Origin of the sequence: Aminobacter ciceronei, assembly GCF_014138625.1 — a bacterium.
Lineage (GTDB): Bacteria > Pseudomonadota > Alphaproteobacteria > Rhizobiales > Rhizobiaceae > Aminobacter > Aminobacter ciceronei.
Genome location: NZ_JACJHY010000001.1, coordinates 104,951 through 123,451, shown reverse-complemented (window position 1 = coordinate 123,451; position 18,501 = coordinate 104,951). Strand labels below are relative to the sequence as shown.

The following is an 18,501-nucleotide window of genomic DNA, read 5'->3' as shown; positions in this document are numbered from 1 at the left end:
GTCCTTTCTTCAGATCCGGGGGGCGATGAAGGCGCTGTCGCCCAGGTCCTCGGCTATGCGGGCGGCCCCCTTGGCGAGGGCGGCAATCATCTCGTTGCGGCCTTTGGTGTCGACGAGTGCGTGGGGGTAGACGATGCAGAGGCTGACGGCTTCGTCGGTGCGCGGATCGGCGACCGAAATCGCGATGGCGTCGACGCCGGGCGTGGCTTCCTGGCTCGAATAGGCGAAGCCCTGGTGCCGCACTTTCGAAAGCTGCTCGCTCAGGTCATGCAAAGCGCTGTGCCCGGCATAGAGCGCATGCACTGCCTCCTCGCCAAGCCGCGCCAGCAGCGACCGACCGGTCGCACTGAGATGGGCAGGCAGGCGGCGGCCGATGTTGCTGACGACGCGGAGCGCGTTGGTGCCCTGGAAGTCGGCGACGGCAGTCACTTCCTTGCCGTCGCGCACCGAGATGTATCCGGTATGGCCAAAGGTGTTGCTGGCTTCGGCGACGACTTCGCTGGCGCGGCCGATCAGCAGCGAGGAACGGCGGTAGGCGGCGGCGAGATCGAGCATCAGCCGGCCCGGGCGATGCCGGTGACTGTCGCCGATCGTCTCCAGCATGTTCGCCTCCCGCATCGCCTTCAGCAGGCGCGACGCATTGGCTTTCGGCATGCCGAGCAGCCGCACGACGTCCGAAACCGTCAGGTCGGGACAGTCGTTTCCGAAGCACCTCAGCACGTCTGCGGCATTGTTCAGGACCGACATTGCTCCTCCGAGTCGTTCCATTAAATGGAACTCAAGTTCCACTTTATGCAACTAATGCTCTCGTCCTTGCATTCGGTCAAGCTAAAAAATGAGCCGACTTCGCGATGCCGCCAGGCAGGCGGCATCTCGGACCGAACAGGCAAAGCTCCGCCCGTCCCGACAGCCATGCCGGGATCGAGCGAAGTCCTCAGATCAATAAATTGATTTTATTGGCGCGGCCGCGCTCAGGCGGCGCCGCGCACCTCGACGAGCCGGGCCAGCAGGCTGGCGCCGACGGGAAGAATCGTGTCGTCGAAAATGAACCCGGAATTGTGCAGCGGAACGGTTCCGCCATGCCCCAGATTGAAGAAAGCACCCGGGACGACGCGCAGCAGATCGGCCATGTCCTCCGATCCCATCGTCAGTTCCGCATTCGGCTGCGCCTTGTCGCCGACGATCTCATGGGCCACCTCGATCAGGTTGCCGACCCGCTCCGGATCGTTCGACAGCACGTCGAAGATGTTGCGGATGTCGGCTGTGATCTCGATTTCGTGGGCGAGCGCAAAGCCGGCGCAGAGTTTGCGGATGCGGTTTTCGATCATTACCCCGTCGGCCTCGTCGAAATAGCGGAAGGTGCCGCGCAGCACGGCGGTTTCCGGAATGACATTGTAGGCCGAGCCGGCATGGAACTGGGTCACGGAAACGACGGCCGGACGCGTCGGGTCCATGTTGCGCGAGACGATTTCCTGCATCTCCTTGATCAGGCCCGAGCCGATGGTGATCGGATCGCGGCTGGCCTGGGGCATGGCGCCGTGGCTGCCGCGGCCGTGGATCGTGATGTCGAAGAAGCTGGCGCCGGCCTGCGCCTTGCCCGGCCGGATCGTCAGCTGGGAATGGCCCTGGTAGGGCGAATTGTGCATGCCATAGAGCTCGTCGCAGGGGAAGCGATCGAACAGGCCGTCGCGCAGCATGGCGCGCGCACCGCCGAGACCTTCCTCCGCCGGCTGGAAGATCAGCACGGCGCGGCCGGCGAAATCGCGGTTGCCGGCGAGGTAGCGCGCAGCGCCAAGCAGCATGGTGGTGTGCCCGTCATGGCCGCAGCCATGGAACACGCCGGGGTTCTTCGAGGCGTAGGGCAGGTTGGTCAGTTCGTCCATCGGCAGCGCGTCCATGTCGGCTCGCAGGCCGATGCTCCGCCCCGGCCTGTTGCCGTCGATGACGCCGACGAGGCCGGTGCCGCCGATGCCGCGCTCGACTGAAACACCCCAGCTTGCAAGCAGATCCGCCACGCGCTGCGAGGTGCGATGCTCCTCGAAACCGAGTTCGGGATGCTGGTGGAAATCCTGGCGTATCGCGGTGAGATCTTGGGCAAACTGGGCAATCTGTTCAATCACAGGCATGGCGGACCGTCTTTCGTGGCTTTGGCCCGTCAGTGGCACTGGCGTCTTGTGAAGGCAAGCGTTTCGTCCTAGGCCTCGAAGATGTGAGCGGAGGCGCGGGTTGACAGGCCCATTGGCGCCGACACTCCAGATTGAACTGCCTGAAAGAGGAAATGATGTCAGTACAGACGATCGAGACGATTGCGGAAGAAGCCGGGCAGTGGCGCCGCCACCTGCACCAGAATCCCGAGTTGCTGTTCGATCTGCCCGCGACGTCGGCCTTCGTCGCCGACAAGCTGAAGTCGTTCGGCTGCGACGAGGTCGTCACCGGCATTGCCAAGACGGGTGTCGTCGCGGTGGTGAAGGGAAAGCTGGGCGCCGGCCGCACCATCGGGCTGCGGGCCGACATGGATGCGCTGCCGATCGCCGAGCAGACCAACCTTGCCCATGCGTCGAAGAACCCCGGCAAGATGCATGCCTGCGGCCATGACGGCCACACGGCGATGCTGCTCGGCGCTGCGCGTCACCTTGCCTCGACACGGGACTTCGCCGGTACCGCCGTGCTCATCTTCCAGCCGGCCGAGGAGGGCGGCGCTGGTGGGCGCGTCATGATCGAGGAGGGGCTACTGGAGCGCTTCGGCATCGAGGAGGTGTTCGGCATGCACAACGAGCCGGGCCTGCCTGTCGGTTCCTTTGCCATCCGGCCGGGCCCGATGCTGGCCGCCGCCGATCGCTTCGTGGTCAAGCTGAACGGCAAGGGCTCGCATGCCGCTTCGCCGCATGAATCGCGCGATCCCGTGCTGATCGCTGCGCATCTGGTGACGGCGCTGCAGTCGATCGCCTCGCGCAACGTCGACCCCTTCGATCCCGTCGTCGTCTCGGTCACCTATCTCGCCGGCGGCAGCGAGGCTGCACTCAACGTCATTCCGGAGCAGGCCGTCGTCGGCGGCACGATCAGAACGATCAATCCGCAGACGCGCAAGGCCGTCGAGCAGCGCTTCAAGGACATCGTCGCCAACACTGCCCGGCTGTTCGAGGCCCAGGCCGAGATCGACTGGCGCCCCGGCTACCCGGTGACCGTCAACGATCCCGAGATGACGAAGGCTGCGATCTCAGTTGCCTCCGACGTCGCCGGCGCCGACAAGGTCAACGGCAACTGCCAGTGCACGATGGGCGCGGAGGATTTCTCCTACATGCTCGAAAAGCGGCCCGGCGCCATGATCTGGCTGGGCAACGGCGACTCCGCCGGCCTCCACAACCCCGCCTACGACTTCAACGACGGCGCGATCGTCCACGGTATCAGCTACTGGACGACACTGGTCGGCGAGAGACTGGTGAACCGCGGGTAGCCGATCGAGGGCGCTCCGCAATTCTCCCCTTTAGGAGCAGCTGATGCCGACGAGCAACGCCGACCCAACTTCAGGAAGAAGGCCGGCGCCGACCCGCCGCTGAATGACGTTCCATGCAGTTGGTGTGCGCTTCGTAGGTTCGTTGAAGCTGGCCTGACTGGCATCAGACGAGATGCGCGATCTGGGCCCCGGCTTCATACCAGGCCTCGCGGCTTCGGCGGAACGTGGCGGGCGTGACGTCGGAGACCGGCAGCGGCAGCTCGGCGTATGTCTTCTCGCCCTTGATCAGCAGGGCGATCTCGCGGCCGAACACCGTGCCGGGGGCGATGCCGCGGCCGTTGTAGCCGGAGAAACCGACGGCGTTGGGACCGAATGTGTGAAGTCTCGGCAAGGCATCGCCGGTCATGCCGATCTGCCCATACCACTCGTGCTCGAAGGCAATGTCGCCAAGCTCGGGATACAGTTTTGACAGGGCGCGGCGGGCCCAGGCCTTGTGGATGGCGGTGCCGGAATTGCGCAAAGCGCCGACGCTGCCGAACACCAGGCGCCCGGCACGATCCATGCGGAAGGAAGAGAGGATGGTCTTGGTGTCCCACACGCCTTCGCGTCCAGGGAGGACCTTGCGCAGCAGCCCAGGCGCGAGCGGCTGTGTCGCCAGGTTGAAATAGGGCAGGTGGACCTGCTCTGTGCGGACCATCTGCCACGGGCCGGTGCTGTAGGCATCGGTCGCGACGACGACCCAGTTGGCATCGACACTGCCATTGGGCGTGGTCAGGTGCCAGCGCCCGTCCTTGCGTTCCGCTGTCGTAACGGGGCTGGACGTATGGAGCGTCACGCCGGCCTTGACGACGGCGGTCGCCAGTCCACGGGCATAGGCCAGTGGCTGCAAGGTTCCGGCGCGTGCGTCATGCAATGCGCCGAGATAGGCCGACGTGCCAAGCCTTGCCGCGGTTTCGCTGGCGTCAAGCAGCTTGACCGGCGCGCCGCGCTTTTGCCACTGCGCCTCGCGCTCCCTGATTTCGGCGAGGCCCGAAGCGCCGACTGCGCAATGCAGCGTGCCATTGCGCTCCAGCTCGCAGTCGATGCCGTGCCTGTCGATCAGCGCCATGACCGCAGCCGGTCCTTCGCCCAAGAGCTTGAGCAGCCGCTCGCCATGGTCCGGCCCTAGGGCCGCGGAGACCTCGTCGGGCGCGAGCCACAGGCCGGCATTGATCAGGCCGACATTGCGGCCGGCGCCGCCAAAGCCGATCTCGCGGCCTTCCAGCAGCACGACCTGCCTGCCTGCCTCGGCAAGATGCAGCGCGCAGGACATGCCGGTGTAGCCGCCGCCGACGATGACGATGTCGGTCGATACATGCCCGCCGAGCGCCGTCGTAGCCGGTGCAGCCGGTGCCGTCGCTTGCCATAGCCCGTGCGAGCGTGGCCCATGTGAATGCGGCCCAGATATATGCGACTTGTGCGGGGTGCTGAGCATCGGCGGGTGTCCGTGGCTGCAGGTTGCTTGAAAAGATTGGCACGGCTCGGGACGTGCGTGACGTCGGGGCCGGTGCCGGTTCTGGGAGACGCCGCCCGCTTCTGCGGACGGCGTCTGACGTCATGCTGCGGCTGTGGCGTGGCCGATGCCAGCGCCGCAACCGGTATCGTTGTCAGTCGATGTCGAAGCTGACGCCCTGGGCCAGCGGCAGCGCCTTGGAGTAGTTCACCGTGTTGGTGGCGCGGCGCATATAGGCCTTCCAGGCATCCGAGCCGCTTTCGCGGCCGCCGCCGGTCTCCTTCTCGCCGCCGAAGGCGCCGCCGATCTCCGCACCCGAGGTGCCGATGTTGACATTGGCGATTCCGCAGTCCGAACCCTCGACCGAGAGGAAGCGCTCGGCTTCCTGCAGGTCGAGCGTGAAGATCGACGACGACAGGCCGGCGCCGACCGCATTGTGCAGGTCGAGCACAGCATCGAAGTTGGAATATTTCATCACATAAAGGATCGGTGCGAAGGTCTCTTCCAGCACCGGACCTGTCTGATCAGGCATCTCGACCAGCGCCGGCTTGACGTAATAGGCGCCGTCATGGCCCTGGTCGACGCGCGCACCACCGGTGATCTCGCCGCCGGCCTCGGCCGCGTGCTTCAGCGCCTTCTGCATGCCGTCGAAGGCGGCCTTGTCGATCAGCGGGCCGACGAGGGCCGAGCTTTCCAGTGGGCTGCCGACCGAGACGCTCTGATAGGCCTTCTTCAGCCGCGGCACGAGCTGGTCGTAGACGCTGTCATGGACGAACAGGCGGCGCATGGTGGTGCAGCGCTGGCCGGCGGTGCCCATGGCGCCGAAGGCGATGGCGCGTAGCGCCATGTCGAGATTGGCCGAAGGGCAGACGATGCCGGCATTGTTGCCGCCGAGTTCGAGGATGGCGCGGGCGAAACGTTTGGCCAGACGCGGGCCGACGTCGCGGCCCATGCGGGTCGAGCCGGTGGCCGAGACCAGCGGCACCTTGGGGTGGTCGACAAGCACCTCGCCGATGGCGCGGTCGCCGATCAAAAGCTGCGACAGGCCCGCGGGCGCATCAGCGCCAAAACGTTTTGCCGCACGCTCGAAGATCGCCTGGCAGGCAAGGGCGGTCAGCGGCGTCTTTTCCGACGGCTTCCAGACCACCGAATTGCCGCAGACAAAGGCCAGGGCTGCATTCCACGACCACACCGCAACGGGGAAGTTGAAGGCCGAGATGACGCCTGTGACGCCGAGCGGATGCCAGGTTTCCATCATGCGATGGCCGGGACGCTCGGTGGCAATGGTCAGGCCATAAAGCTGGCGCGACAGGCCGACGGCGAAGTCGCAGATGTCGATCATCTCCTGGACTTCGCCAAGGCCCTCGGAGGTGATCTTTCCCACCTCGATCGAGACCAGGCGGCCGAGATCGGCCTTTGAAGCGCGCAGCTCCTCGCCGAGCAGGCGGACAAGCTCGCCGCGCTTCGGCGCCGGCACGTTGCGCCAGGCTTTGAAGGCGGCATCGGCGCGGGCAATTACGGCTTCCGCCTCGGCTGATGAGATCGACTTGAGCGCGCCGATCTGCTCGCCCGTCACCGGGCTGCGCACGATCAGGTCGCCGCCGGTGAAGGCAGCTGACGCAACGCCAAGCCGCTCCAGAAGAGCGGCGGTTTCTTTTGCTAAGGTCATTTTCTTGTCCTTTTGTTTGTCGGGTTCATTGTGGCGCTGTACGCCATGATCAGCCCAGCCGTGCGGTGCCGATCGGAGCGGGGGCGACCGCCTGTTTCAGCTGCGCGGCCATCGATTTCAGTTTTTCCGTCGTGTAGCGGTCGTAGAAACGCTGGTTGCGGCGTCCAAGTCCGTGTTCGGCGCTGAAGCTTGCGCCATGCTCCTCGACGGCAACCGAGATCACCCGCTCGCGCAACGCCTCGGCGGTTGCCATGTCGTTCGTCCCGTCCGCCAGCTTCGGCACGACTAGATTGAAATGCACGCCGCCGTCGCCGACATGGCCGAAATCGCAGATGGCGACAGCGGGGAATTCCAGGGCCAGCAGGTCGCTCATGTGCTGGCGGAAGCGCATCAGCTCGCCGCGGCGGAATGACAGGTCGAGGCCGACGACATAGCCCGACGACTTCACACCTTCGGACAGAGCGTGGCGCAGCGCCCACATTTCGTGCACGGGACCGACGAAGGCGTCGCCCAGCGACTCCTCCGGCAGGCTCCATATGTCTGCCAGCACCTCTTCGAGCACGGCGTCGAGCTGCTGCTCGGCCGCGCGTGGCAGCCATGACCTGGAAACCTCGGCGAGGATGACGAAATCGGGCACGGCCCCGCCGGGGAACGGATTGCGCAACGCTTCGACATGGGCGAGCGTGCGGGTGATCGCTGCGCCCGACATGCCTTCGAAGGCGCTGAGATAGGTGCCTAGGCGCTCTTCCATGGCGTTGAGCAAGACGGTCACATGCTCGGGTGAACGCGGCACCAGATAGGCGGTCGCCACCTGCTGCGGCAGCCTTTCCAGGTTGAAGATGCATTCGGTGATGACGCCGAACGCACCTGACGTGCCGATGAAATGCTGCTTCCAGTCGACGCCGGTGTTGTCCTTGCGCAGTCCGGCGCCGAAATCGACAACGGTGCCGGCTGCGTCGCCGAGCACCACCTTCATGCCCAGCGTGTTGCGGCGGACGTCGCCGAAGCGCAGGAAACGCGCCCCGCCGGTGTTGCTCGCCACCATGCCGCCTGCCATCGGGTCGGCGCCAAGATCGATCGGGAAGAACAGGCCGTGCGGTTCGAGCCGAGCGTTGATTTCGGACAAGCGGAAGCCGGCGTCGACGCGCAGGCTGCGGTTGTCGAAGTCGAGCTCGAAGGTGGAGCGCAGGCGGTCGAGGCTCAGCACGCCCTGGGTGCCGGTGGCGTCGGGCGTCGAACCGGCGACCAGCCCGGTATTGCCTGACTGCGGCACCAGCGCGATGGCATGGCGGGCGCAATAAGCGACGACGGCCGACACGGCCTCGGTCGAGGCCGGGCGTGCCACGAAGGCTGCGCGGCCGCTATCATAACGCGCGCCCCTTTCGTAGCCGGCCATGTCGGCTTCTGCGGTCAGTAACCCGCCTGCGCCGAGCAGGGCGCCGAGAGTGTCGATGTGTTCGCGCGCCAGCATCAAGCCGCGTCCGAAAACGCCTTCAGCGCGGCTAGGCAGCGCTCGATCGATGCCCGTTCGATGCCGGCATAATGCTCGAACTCGTTGAGGACGGCGGCCCCCAGGGCTTTTTCGAACAGGCGCTGGTTGGGGCTGGCGGTGAACTCCTGCACAGCGTCGTCACCCAGGTTGGACTGGAAGATGCCGGCGGCCGAGACCGGCAGGAAGTCCTCGTAGACAATTGCGTCGAAACGCACCGCACCGGCGGCGATCAGGCTTTCGATGTCGCTGCCGCGCGCACCGGCGACTGCGTCGTCGACGGTGTAGAGGAAATAGCCGAGGCCGGCCCTGCGGATGGCGTTCCAGTCGTCAGGGAATTCGGCAAAGCTCCGAGTGAGTGCTACGCGATAGGCGTCTGCATTCGAACCGTCCGGGGCAGGGCGTACCGCGGCGCGAGCCTGGTTCAAAAGTTTGTCGTAAAGGGTTCGACCCTTGGGCGTGAGCGCTATGCCGCGCTGCTCGATCTCGCCGAAGCGCGCGGTGTGCGAGCCTGTCTGGAGCTTGCCGTTTTCGTCGGGAAACGACACGCGCTCCTCGACGGCCTTGAACGACGTCTGGCGCAGCAGGATGGGGCAAGCGCGGCTGGGCGGCCCCTCGACGACGGCCTTGGGAACGATGCCGCGCGATGGCATCTGGTCCTGCACGGCGTCGATATCAAGCGTGCGCGGCGTCAGATGGTTGATGTGCGGACCCTTGAACGAGACCACGTCGGCGATCAGCCGGTGTGCATCGTGCAGCCTGGCATAGAGCGCCCGGTCGACGCTTGCCTCGCTGTGCCAGCGGAACGTGTCGAGCACTTCAGTGACGAACAGTCCGGCGTCCTCCTGCGACAGGCCACCGTCACGTTCAGCCTTGTCGACGAGTGCCACGGCCGCGTCGGAAAAGATCTGCCGGCGGGCCAAGGTCTGTTCGGCGGTGGCGCGCAGGCCTTCGTCGGCGATCAGGTCGAGCCGCAGCAGCGAGGTGAACACCCGGAACGGGTTGAAGTTGAGCGCGGTCTCGCCGACCGGCCGGAAGGCGGTGGAGTGCACCGGCACGCCGGCTTCGCTGAGATCGTAATAGCCGACCGGGAGCATGCCCATGACGGCGAAGACACGCCGCATCATGGCGAGCTCGGCTTCGGTTCCGAGGCGGATGGCGCCGTGGCGCTCCTCGCTGATGCGGGCGAGCGTCTCTGTCGCTTCCAGGCTGGCGCGTAGCGCCGGCTGGCTGGCGAGGGTGGCTTCGTTGACGTCGGCGACCAGGGCCATCAGCGTGCCATAGGCGGGCACTTCATCGCGGTACATCGCCGACATGGCGGCCGAGAAGGCGGCGCGGATGGCATCGGGCGACAAGAAGGGAGACGGAGACATTCGAACCCTCTGTTTCACGTTCGGCATGGGCGACTTCATGCTTGAACAATGCTATATACGGTTCTGTCGGCGCAGAATTGCGCTGAATCCATCTAGGTTGATGCGGAAACCGAATGACTGCTGCGCGCACGCTCCTTCCCGACCTGGGCAAGCTGCAGGCCTTCGAGGCCGCTGCCCGCCATGGCAACGTCACGCTGGCAGGGCGCGAGCTCAACCTCTCGCAAAGCGCTGTCAGCCGGCAAATCCGCGATCTCGAGGCCCAGCTCGGCCTGCTGCTGTTCGAGCGGGTGCGCCAGCGCGTGGTGCTGTCGGCGGCCGGTCAGAAATTCCTGCCCGACGCGCGCAAGCTGCTTGAGCAGGGCGAGGCGGCGATGCTGAGGGCGATGGCCAGTTCGGGCGTATCGCTGCTCAGCCTCGCCACCTTGCCGACCTTCGGCAGCCGCTGGCTGGTGCCGCGGCTGCCGGGCTTCCTGAAAACCCATCCCGGCATCGCGCTCAACGTGGTGTCGCGCGCCGAGCAGTTCGACTTGGAGGAACAGGGGTTTGACGCAGCGATCCATTACGGCCAGCCGGTCTGGGCCAATGCCGTGTGCCGCTATATCTGCCGCGAAGTGATCGTGCCGGCAGCCAGTCCGGAGTTTCTCGCAGGCCGCGACATCGGCTCGCCCGAAGCGCTGGCGCATGCGCCGCTGCTCAACATGGCGACGCGACCAAAGGCCTGGGCCAACTGGTTCCAGGCCGCCGGCGTCGAGGCGCAAGGCGCCTATCAGGGCCATCGCTTCGACCAGTTCACCATGTTGATCGAGGCGGCGGTTGCCGGCCTGGGGGTGGCGCTGCTGCCGCGCTATCTCGTCGAAAGCGAGCTGCGCGACGGCAAGCTGCAGGTCGTTCTCGATATGCCGCTGCAGACCGAAAAGAGCTACTACTTCGTGGTTCCCGAACGAAAGGCGGCGGGCCAGCTGACCAATCAGCTGTTCGACTGGATCCTGGGGCAGGTGACGCCAGAGGATTGAAGCAACAAGGCTTGGGCACTTCGGCTAGTCGCCGACATAGCCGGTGATCTTGCCGTGCAGTTCCGAGACCTTGTTCATGCGACCTTCGATCGCGACGCCGAGTTCGTTGAAGATGCCGTTGATCAAGAGGTTGCCGAGGCTGGCCATCTGCGCTGTCGATTCCCAGAACATGCCGAATTCGGTGGGCACGACGAACATTTCGTCGGCAAGGTCGCGGCCCCAGTCGCAGAAGGCGTCGGTGACCAGCGTGATCGGGATCTTCGCCTTTTTGGCTTCCTGCGCCAGCAGGAGGTTCAGGCGCGAATAGCGGCGGGCCTCGAAAATCACCAGGCATGTCGATTTGGATGGGCTCAGCAAGATCTCCGAAAAGTTGCCGCCGGCAATGTCGGCGAGCTGGACGCCTGGGCGGAGATACTGCAGCTGGTTGGCGAAGTACTGGGCGATGCCGCGCTCCGTCTGGAAGCCGGCGACGAAAAGCTGCGGCGAGGTGGCCAGGCGCTTGACGGCGCGGGCCCATTCCTTGGTGTTGGCGAGCTCGTAGATCCTCAGCAACGCCGCGATCTCCAGCTCCAGACTGCGGGCGAGGGCATCGCCGTTCTGGCTGCGGTCGCGGAACTCCTTCAGGCGGTCGCCGGCCAGCCAGGGCTGAGCGCCAATGTTGTCGCGGAGATCCTCCTTGAGGTCCTTGAAGCGGGCGTAACCCAGCGTCCGGCAGAAGCGCCCGACAGTCGGCTCGCTGACGCCGACTTTGGCGGCCAAGGTTGCCGAGGTCTCGAACGGCACGCCGTTGAGGTTTGCCAACATGTAGTTGGCAAGCGCCTTCTCGGCATTGGTGGCGGTAGCCAGGCTTTCGACCAGCCTGCGGCGAACCGATTCCGTCATTTTGCTCTCCCTGTGCGGGGCGGGATTTCTTGTAAGAATTCTATCACAGAATCGATTGACGTTTGTTTTTTTTCAAAATAGCTTGAACGCACCCTCGTTGAGGAGCGGGGAAGAAAAATGTTGCTGAGCCGCTGGATATTGCCAGTAACGCTCAGCAACCGGGAGGAAACGACGCGCATCTGGCTCAGGTCATATGACCATGCCACATCGCGAATTCTTGTCTGTTGTCGAGAAAATGCTGCTTCCGCGGCATGGCTGGCTTTTGCCGATTTTCCAAGGGGAGGTTGAACATGAATCGACGTGGGTTTCTTGCTTCGGTATCGGTGGTCACGCTGGCCGCGGGCCTCGGCCTGGCTGGGGGATATTCGGCGCGAGCATCAGAACCGGAGGCCGTGTTTGCTCTCGGCAGTGCCGAAATCGGCGCCCCTCATCACGATCCAATTCGCGCCACCTTGCTCAGCACCGTCGCGACCCTGATCTACGACCGGCTGATCGAGCAGGATGTCGACCAGAGCTATCATCCCCACCTCGCCGAATCCTGGGAGAACAGTCCCGACGGTATGAACTGGACCTTCAAGTTGCGGCAAGGCGTTCGCTTTCATGATGGTGAACCGTTCAATGCCGCGACCATAGCGTGGTGGATCCCCAAGTTCAAAGGCAGCCCGAACGAGTACCTTGTCGACGCCGTCGACCGTGTCGAGGTCGTCGACGACTATACTGTTCGCTTCGTCATGAAGCGGGCGGAGCCAAATCTGATCTACAATCTGGCATCGTCCTTCATGGGCATCCCGTCTCCTAAGGCCTACGACGCGGCCGGCGACAATTTTGGCGTGACCGAGGCCGTCGGAACCGGACCCTTCATGTTCGAGAGCTTTGCCGTCGGACAGGAAACCGTGCTGGTCGCCAACGAGGACTACAGCTGGGGCAGCGACCTCTCGAACAACAAGGGAGCCCCGCACGTCAAGCGGCTGACCCTGCGCGAAATTCCCGACGCCTCGACGGCCTTCCTCGAACTGAAGACAGGCGGCGTCGGCTTGCTGCTCGGCGTGCCGGACCAGTTCCTGCCGCAACTTCAGGCAGAAGAGATGTTGGACTTCCGGAGCCTGCCTGGCTTCGGGATCACGTATCTCGCGTTCAACACCCGAGCCGAGCCGTTCGGCGACGCCGCCGTGCGCCAGGCAACCGCATTGGCGGTCGATCAGGGCGCGATCCTCAAGAGCGTCTTCAACGGCATAGGCCTCGAAGCGCATCAGTTCCTCATCAGCACGCTGGTGGAATCGAAGATCGATCCCAAGCTGGAAATCCACCACGACCTGGCCAAGGCCAACGAGCTTCTGGACAAGGCCGGCTGGCAGCGAGGTGATGACGGCATCCGGGTCAAGGACGGCAAGCCGCTGAAGATCAAGCTGACGGCGCAGTCGGAGACGGCGATCAAACGTACTGCCGAGATCGTCCAGGCGCAGCTCAAGGCAATCGGCATGGTTGTCGAGATCGACATCTTCGACAGCACGACGGTCGTCGACCAGCTCAAGAAGGGCCAGCATCAGCTCGCGGTGCGTCAGTATGGCTGGAACAACGCCGACATTCTCGATTGGTTCTTCAGCACCACCAACATTCCCTATCCGAACTCCTCCGGGTGGCAGGACGAGAAATCGCAGGAGCTTCGCAACGTCGCCATGCAGCAGTCGAAGACGCAGGACGAGCGGGTGGCCAATTTCAGGAAGTATCAGGAGAACCTGATCGGCAACTTCCTGTTTGTACCGATCCACGAGCCGGTTCAGAACTACGCGTTCAACAAGACCATGCTCGATGTGCCGGCAAAGCTGCGTGGCACGCAGCTGGTGCAGGCAACGGCCGTCGACATCAAGGTCATTGGCTGAGCGGGTCGGCAGAACGTCATGATCGGCTTCACCTTGAGGCGGCTCGTCCTGCTGCTGCCTGTCTTCTTTGTCGTCTCACTGGTGGTGTTCTTCATCATCCATCTGGTGCCGGGTGACCCCATCGACAATCTCATGCGCGCCGGTTCGACGCCGGAGCAGCGCCTGCAGATTGCGGCGAAGTACGGTCTCGACCGCAGCCTGGTCGAGCAATATGTCACCTGGATGGGGCGGCTGCTGACCGGCGACCTGGGCACCTCGATCATCCAGGGGCGCCCGGTCAGCGCCCTGATCGCCCGGAACCTGCCCTACAGCCTCGAGCTGGGCATCGCAGCACTACTGTTTTCTACGCTGACCGGCATCGCCGCCGGCGTGATCGCGGCGAGCTATCAGGGCACCCGCGTCGACGACTCGATCACCGGCTTTATTCTGCTCGGCTCGACGGTGCCAAGCTTCTGGCTCGGCCTGCTGCTGATCCTTGTCTTCGCGGTCTGGCTCGGCTGGGTCCCGGTGTCGGGCGCGCGCGGCTGGAGTTCGCTCATCCTGCCGACCATCGCCGCCGGCCTCGGCGGTATCGCACTCGTGGCCCGCGTTACGCGGATCGCCATGATCGAGACCTCCAGGCAGGATTTCGTGACACTGCTGCACGCCAAGGGGCTGCCGCCCTTCATCATCCAGCTGCGGCATGTGCTGCGCCACGCCATGGTTCCGGTCGTCACCATCCTCAGCCTGCGCATCGGCTGGGTTTTGGGAGGCGCCGTGACGATCGAATATGTCTTCGCCCGTCCCGGCCTCGGCTCGCTGCTGATCCGGGCGCTCAATCAGCGAGACTACCCGCTGGTTCAGGGCTGTCTTCTCATGCTGGCCATGGCCGTCATCATCGGCGCCCTGATCGGCGACATCGTCCAGGCGGCGATGGATCCACGCCAGCGCGAGGCACGGGCATGATCAGACATCGTGCATTGGCAATGCTCAAGGCCGTCTCGACCTTCAAGGGCGGCATATCGGGAGCGTTTCTGCTGCTTCTGGTCATCGGCGCGCTGTTTGCGCCGTGGCTGTCGCCATATCCCTACGACCAGCAGGACCTGGGCATCATGAACCAGGCGCCGTCGCTGACGCATCTGTTCGGCACCGACGAGTTCGGACGCGATGTGCTGTCGCGGATGATCACCGGGGCCCGCACCTCGCTCTCGGTCAGCATCACAGCGATCGGCATCTCCGTGGCGCTCGGCCTCGTCCTCGGCGCCACCTGCGGCTATTTCGGCGGCACCTTCGACCGCATCGTCATGACGGTGATCGACCTGACATGGTCGTTCCCAGAAATCCTGATCGCGCTGATGCTGGTGGCGATCATCGGGCCCGGGCTGGAAGGCGTGGTGATCGCCATCGCCATCGCCTACCTCGCGCAGTTCACCCGACTGACGCGAACCCAGATCATGTCGCTGAAGAGCGAAACCTACGTCGAGGCGACAATCAGTCTGGGCGCCGGCCACGCCCACGTCCTGTTCTCGCATCTCCTGCCCAACGCGCTGGCGCCGGTGCTGGTGGCGGCGATGCTGGCAACCGGCGATGCGATCATTCTCGAGGCAACTCTCGGCTTCTTCGGTCTGGGCGCCCAGCCGCCGACACCGAGCTGGGGCGCAATGATGAGTTCCGGCACGGCCCAGCTGTTCATTGCGCCCTGGGTGATTCTGCTTCCCGGTCTCGCCGTGGCGCTGACGGTCGTCTTCATCAACCTGTTCGGCGACGCGGTGATCGCTGCGCTCGATGTCCGCGCCAAGTTCAGGGAAGCGTAACGATGCTGCTGGATCTGGAAATGCTGCGCATCAGCTTTGGTGCCTTCGCGCCGGTCGACCAAGTCACGCTCAGCGTCGACCGTGGCGAAATCCTCGGCATCGTCGGTGAATCCGGTTCGGGCAAGTCGCTGACGGCAACCGCGATCATGGGATTGTTGCCGCGCATCGGCGGCCAGGTCGCTGCCGGCACCATCCGCTTTGACGGCACCAATCTCGTCGGGCTGCCGGAGCGGCAGATGCGGAGGCTGCGCGGCGGGCGCATCGCGCTGATTACGCAGAACCCGATGACTTCGCTCGATTCGATGATGCGGATCGGGCCGCAGATCGATCAGGCCGCACGCCTGCATCTCGGCCTTGGCCGGAGTGCGGCGCGGGCAAAAAGCCTGGAATTGATGGCCGACCTGCGCATTCCCGATCCCGCCTCGGTCTACGACCTGTTTCCGCACCAGCTCTCCGGCGGCATGAAACAGCGTATCGTCATTGCCATGGCGCTTGCCGGCGACCCGGAGCTTCTGATCGCCGACGAGCCGACCACCGCCCTCGACGTCACGGTGCAGGCGCAGATCGTTCAGATCCTCGTCGACCTGGTGCGGCAGCGCGGCCTCGGCCTGATCCTGATCACCCACGACATGGGCGTCGTCGCCCAGGCTTGCGACCGGGTGGCCGTGATGTATTGCGGCCGCGTGGTCGAGCTGGCCGAGGTCGACGCACTCTTCGCGCAACCGCGTCATCCCTACACACAGGCGCTGATCCGCTGCATCCCCAGGCACGATATGGCGCGCGGCACGATGAGCGCCATCCCAGGCGTGGTCCCGAGTGCCGCAGCACAGCCGCCGGGCTGCAGGTTCAATCCGCGCTGCGCCCGTGTCGCCGACCGCTGCCGCATCGAGATCCCCGAGCTGCGCATAGGCGTCAGCGGCAATGGCGTGGCCTGCCACGTGGCGGAGGCAGCATGAGCGATCTTCTCACCGTCAACGGGCTCAGCCGCCGTTTCAGTGATGGCGGGCTGTTGCGCAAGCGCAAGACGTTCCATGCCGTCAGCAACGTTTCTTTCGCGTTGAAGAAAGGTCAGATCCTCGGAGTCGTCGGCGAGTCCGGCTGCGGCAAGTCAACGCTGGCGCGGCTGGTGCTGCGCCTGATCACGCCAAGCGAGGGGCAGGTCACGTTCGACGGTGTCGACATGGCATCGCTGTCGCGGCAAGACATGCGTCGCCTGCGCCAGCGCATGCAACTGGTGTTCCAGGATCCCTATTCGGCGATCGATCCGCGCTACTCGATCCGGGACGCGCTGCTCGAACCGTTCCGCGTCCAGGGCGCAATGCCAAGATCCGCCGATGAGACCGTCGCATCGCTGCTCGACATGGTCGGTCTGAACAGCGCGCTGGCGGCAAGCTATCCACATCAGTTGTCGGGCGGCCAGAAGCAGCGTATCGGCATCGCACGTGCCCTGGCGCTCAACCCGTCGCTGGTGGTGCTCGACGAGCCGACGGCTTCACTTGACGTTTCGGTGCAGGCGCAGATCGTGTCGCTCTTGGAGCGGCTGCGCCAGGATCTCGGGCTGACCTATCTGTTCATCTCCCACGATCTCGGACTGGTGCGCTATTTCTGCGACCAGATCCTGGTCATGTATCTCGGCCGCATCGTCGAAGTGCTGCCGAGCACCGCGGCGCCCAAGCATCCCTACACAAGAGCGCTGCTCGACAGCACCTTCGAACCCGATCCGAAGCGGCGCCGTACGGTGACGCGGCTCGCCGGTGAGATCCCCAGCGGCTACGACCTGCCGACCGGCTGCGCCTTCGCCAACCGTTGCCCGCGCGTCACCGATCTCTGCCGCCGCGAGCTGTCGACGCTTTGGTCACAAGGCGGTGCGCATCAGGTCGCCTGTCACCATCCGCTCACCGCCGCGCCCGACGCGATTATCGACGAGAGGTCGGTCGCATGAACGCCAATCACCGAGACGCTTCAGGCGCTTCGCATCGTTTGCAGATGACTTTGAAGACCAGGAAATCAGCATGAGCTACACCGGAGAACTCGACCGCTACCTGCAGTCGGAAATCGACAACAGCCAGGTTCCCGGACTCGGCGTCGCCATCGTCCATGATGGCGAGATCGTGCATCTCGGAGGTTATGGCCTTGCCAATGTCGAGAACCAGGTGCCGGTGACGCCCGATACCGTTTTCCATTCCGGCTCGACCGGCAAGATGTTCACCGCGGCGGCGGTGATGTTTTTGCTTCAGGACGACCACATCAAGCTCGACGACCCGTTGATCCGCTATATTCCGGAAGGGCCCGAAAGCTGGTCCGGCATTACCATCCGCAACCTGCTGTCGATGATGGCCGGCTTCGGCAATTTCGACATCGCCTTCTCGGCGGGCGAAGGCGGGGAGGGTGGCGCCGTGCCGCTCAACCTGTGGCAGGACCATAGCGACGAGCAACTGATCGACCTCGCCCGACGTTCGCCGTTCATGTACCGACCGGGCGAGGGCTATCAGTACAGCAATACCGGCTACATCCTGGCCGGGCTGGTTGTCGCCCGTGTTTCGAACAAGCCATATTACGAGCTCCTGCGCGAACGGCTGTTCGAGCCGATCGGCATGGCGACGGCGCGCGAGGCCTCGTGGTTCGACATCGTGCCGAACCGCGCCGCCGGCCACTGTATCCGCGACGGCAAGTTGGAAAACCGCTACTGGGCGGCGCCGACACTGCAGCGCACCGGCGATGGCGGGCTCTATTTTTCGCCGCGCGACATCGCCCATTGGCTGCTTGAGCTCGACAATCCCACGGTGCTGAGCCCTGAAAGCATCGCACTGGTGTCCGAGCCGGTGCTGATGAAGAACGGCCAGCCGTCGTTCAACAATTATGCGCTGGGCTGGCAGAATTCCACGATACGCGGTCATCGCAAGATCCGGCATGGCGGCACCTGGGACGGGTTCCGCGCCGAGATCGCTCGCTTCCCGGCGCGCAAGTTGTCGGTCTGCGTGCTCGGCAACACTGACGAGGCCCAGGTCGCCCGGATAGGCCAGAAGATCGCCGGCATCGTCGATCCGGCGCTCGCACCCTACGAACCGATCGCCGACGGCAACGAAGCTCTGACTAGGCGCGACCACGAGCTGCTGCAGGCCATCGTCGAGCGCCGTGCGCCGCGCGAGAGCTTTGGCGAAGAGGCCTGGCGCCTGTGGAGCAACGGCTGGTTCGAGCAGATCGCGGCAAGCGGCGTTGCGGTGGCTGGAGTGCCGCTCGAGCTCACCCATCAGGAAGGCGACGGCGGCCGACGCTACCGGCTGGAGATGGGCGGCTATCACCTGCACTGGACGATCAGCCGCGACAGCGAGGACCGGGTGAGCGAAATGCGCTTCCACATGGAGTAGCCGCAACGGTGGCCGCGGCCCAGCCGGCGAGGCCACCGTTGCTGACACGTCAAACCAACTGCTGAGCCTGATCAGGCGCTGCGTATCC

The 18,501-nt window shown here is 64.7% G+C and carries 15 protein-coding genes; 8 read left to right on the top strand and 7 right to left on the bottom strand.

The window, feature by feature from the left end; genetic code table 11:
- Positions 1-9 precede the first annotated feature (9 nt).
- Positions 10-747 (bottom strand): IclR family transcriptional regulator, encoded by a 738-nt coding sequence (locus HNQ95_RS00485; RefSeq protein ID WP_182573239.1) that lies wholly within the window; start codon positions 745-747, stop codon positions 10-12.
- 224 nt (positions 748-971) lie between these two features.
- Positions 972-2,126, bottom strand: a complete 1,155-nt coding sequence (locus HNQ95_RS00480) for a M20 aminoacylase family protein (RefSeq protein ID WP_182573238.1) — start codon at positions 2,124-2,126, stop codon at positions 972-974.
- Between the two features lie 152 nt (positions 2,127-2,278).
- On the opposite strand from HNQ95_RS00480, the gene HNQ95_RS00475 reads away from it, so the two are divergent.
- The gene (locus HNQ95_RS00475) at positions 2,279-3,454 is read left to right on the top strand and encodes a M20 aminoacylase family protein (protein WP_182573237.1); all 1,176 of its coding nucleotides are present in this window, start codon (positions 2,279-2,281) and stop codon (positions 3,452-3,454) included.
- A 163-nt stretch (positions 3,455-3,617) separates the two neighbouring features.
- On the opposite strand, the gene HNQ95_RS00470 is transcribed toward HNQ95_RS00475, so the two are convergent.
- The 4 genes from HNQ95_RS00470 to hglS all read right to left on the bottom strand — a co-directional run bounded on the left by HNQ95_RS00470 (position 3,618) and on the right by hglS (position 9,477).
- Positions 3,618-4,928: an NAD(P)/FAD-dependent oxidoreductase gene (locus HNQ95_RS00470; RefSeq protein ID WP_182573236.1), complete on the bottom strand. Its 1,311-nt coding sequence runs from the start codon at positions 4,926-4,928 to the stop codon at positions 3,618-3,620.
- 172 nt (positions 4,929-5,100) lie between these two features.
- Positions 5,101-6,615 carry an L-piperidine-6-carboxylate dehydrogenase gene (amaB, locus tag HNQ95_RS00465; protein ID WP_182573235.1) on the bottom strand — a complete coding sequence of 505 codons (1,515 nt, stop codon included), beginning with the start codon at positions 6,613-6,615 and terminating at the stop codon, positions 5,101-5,103.
- Between the two features lie 49 nt (positions 6,616-6,664).
- A complete protein-coding gene (locus tag HNQ95_RS00460) occupies positions 6,665-8,086 on the bottom strand; it encodes an FAD-binding oxidoreductase (protein WP_182573234.1) in 1,422 nt (473 codons plus the stop codon).
- Positions 8,086-9,477 carry a 2-oxoadipate dioxygenase/decarboxylase HglS gene (hglS, locus tag HNQ95_RS00455; RefSeq protein ID WP_182573233.1) on the bottom strand — a complete coding sequence of 464 codons (1,392 nt, stop codon included), beginning with the start codon at positions 9,475-9,477 and terminating at the stop codon, positions 8,086-8,088. The genes HNQ95_RS00460 and hglS overlap by 1 nt, the downstream gene beginning before the upstream one ends.
- A 113-nt stretch (positions 9,478-9,590) precedes the next feature.
- On the opposite strand from hglS, the gene HNQ95_RS00450 reads away from it, so the two are divergent.
- A complete protein-coding gene (locus tag HNQ95_RS00450) occupies positions 9,591-10,490 on the top strand; it encodes a LysR family transcriptional regulator (RefSeq protein WP_067960082.1) in 900 nt (299 codons plus the stop codon).
- A 24-nt stretch (positions 10,491-10,514) separates the two neighbouring features.
- Here HNQ95_RS00450 and HNQ95_RS00445 read toward each other — a convergent pair whose 3' ends face one another.
- Complete coding sequence (locus HNQ95_RS00445; protein WP_067960085.1) at positions 10,515-11,372, bottom strand: MurR/RpiR family transcriptional regulator; 858 nt, start codon at positions 11,370-11,372, stop codon at positions 10,515-10,517.
- Between the two features lie 290 nt (positions 11,373-11,662).
- On the opposite strand from HNQ95_RS00445, the gene HNQ95_RS00440 reads away from it, so the two are divergent.
- From HNQ95_RS00440 to HNQ95_RS00415, 6 genes are all read left to right on the top strand, one after another.
- Complete coding sequence (locus HNQ95_RS00440) at positions 11,663-13,252, top strand: ABC transporter substrate-binding protein (RefSeq protein WP_210283691.1); 1,590 nt, start codon at positions 11,663-11,665, stop codon at positions 13,250-13,252.
- 18 nt (positions 13,253-13,270) lie between these two features.
- Positions 13,271-14,197 (top strand): ABC transporter permease, encoded by a 927-nt coding sequence (locus HNQ95_RS00435; protein ID WP_154386365.1) that lies wholly within the window; start codon positions 13,271-13,273, stop codon positions 14,195-14,197.
- Positions 14,194-15,045: an ABC transporter permease gene (locus tag HNQ95_RS00430; RefSeq protein ID WP_067960095.1), complete on the top strand. Its 852-nt coding sequence runs from the start codon at positions 14,194-14,196 to the stop codon at positions 15,043-15,045. Before HNQ95_RS00435 ends, HNQ95_RS00430 begins: the two co-directional genes overlap by 4 nt.
- A gap of 2 nt (positions 15,046-15,047) precedes the next feature.
- Positions 15,048-16,001: an ABC transporter ATP-binding protein gene (locus HNQ95_RS00425; RefSeq protein ID WP_067960098.1), complete on the top strand. Its 954-nt coding sequence runs from the start codon at positions 15,048-15,050 to the stop codon at positions 15,999-16,001.
- Positions 15,998-16,987, top strand: a complete 990-nt coding sequence (locus tag HNQ95_RS00420; RefSeq protein ID WP_182573232.1) for an ABC transporter ATP-binding protein — start codon at positions 15,998-16,000, stop codon at positions 16,985-16,987. Before HNQ95_RS00425 ends, HNQ95_RS00420 begins: the two co-directional genes overlap by 4 nt.
- 70 nt (positions 16,988-17,057) lie before the next feature.
- Positions 17,058-18,413 (top strand): serine hydrolase domain-containing protein, encoded by a 1,356-nt coding sequence (locus HNQ95_RS00415; RefSeq protein ID WP_154386363.1) that lies wholly within the window; start codon positions 17,058-17,060, stop codon positions 18,411-18,413.
- Positions 18,414-18,501 lie beyond the last annotated feature (88 nt).

Bases quoted from the DNA above. Each gene is read 5' to 3' on its own strand.
- HNQ95_RS00480 (WP_182573238.1), bottom strand. From the start codon at position 2,126: ATGCCTGTGATTGAACAGATTGCCCAGTTTGCCCAAGATCTCACCGCG.
- HNQ95_RS00450 (WP_067960082.1), top strand. From the start codon at position 9,591: ATGACTGCTGCGCGCACGCTCCTTCCCGACCTGGGCAAGCTGCAGGCC.
- HNQ95_RS00460 (WP_182573234.1), bottom strand. From the start codon at position 8,086: ATGCTGGCGCGCGAACACATCGACACTCTCGGCGCCCTGCTCGGCGCA.
- HNQ95_RS00440 (WP_210283691.1), top strand. From the start codon at position 11,663: ATGAATCGACGTGGGTTTCTTGCTTCGGTATCGGTGGTCACGCTGGCC.
- HNQ95_RS00435 (WP_154386365.1), top strand. From the start codon at position 13,271: ATGATCGGCTTCACCTTGAGGCGGCTCGTCCTGCTGCTGCCTGTCTTC.
- HNQ95_RS00445 (WP_067960085.1), bottom strand. From the start codon at position 11,372: ATGACGGAATCGGTTCGCCGCAGGCTGGTCGAAAGCCTGGCTACCGCC.
- hglS (WP_182573233.1), bottom strand. From the start codon at position 9,477: ATGTCTCCGTCTCCCTTCTTGTCGCCCGATGCCATCCGCGCCGCCTTC.
- HNQ95_RS00415 (WP_154386363.1), top strand. From the start codon at position 17,058: ATGAGCTACACCGGAGAACTCGACCGCTACCTGCAGTCGGAAATCGAC.
- HNQ95_RS00475 (WP_182573237.1), top strand. From the start codon at position 2,279: ATGATGTCAGTACAGACGATCGAGACGATTGCGGAAGAAGCCGGGCAG.
- HNQ95_RS00420 (WP_182573232.1), top strand. From the start codon at position 15,998: ATGAGCGATCTTCTCACCGTCAACGGGCTCAGCCGCCGTTTCAGTGAT.
- HNQ95_RS00425 (WP_067960098.1), top strand. From the start codon at position 15,048: ATGCTGCTGGATCTGGAAATGCTGCGCATCAGCTTTGGTGCCTTCGCG.
- amaB (WP_182573235.1), bottom strand. From the start codon at position 6,615: ATGACCTTAGCAAAAGAAACCGCCGCTCTTCTGGAGCGGCTTGGCGTT.
- HNQ95_RS00470 (WP_182573236.1), bottom strand. From the start codon at position 4,928: ATGCTCAGCACCCCGCACAAGTCGCATATATCTGGGCCGCATTCACAT.
- HNQ95_RS00430 (WP_067960095.1), top strand. From the start codon at position 14,194: ATGATCAGACATCGTGCATTGGCAATGCTCAAGGCCGTCTCGACCTTC.
- HNQ95_RS00485 (WP_182573239.1), bottom strand. From the start codon at position 747: ATGTCGGTCCTGAACAATGCCGCAGACGTGCTGAGGTGCTTCGGAAAC.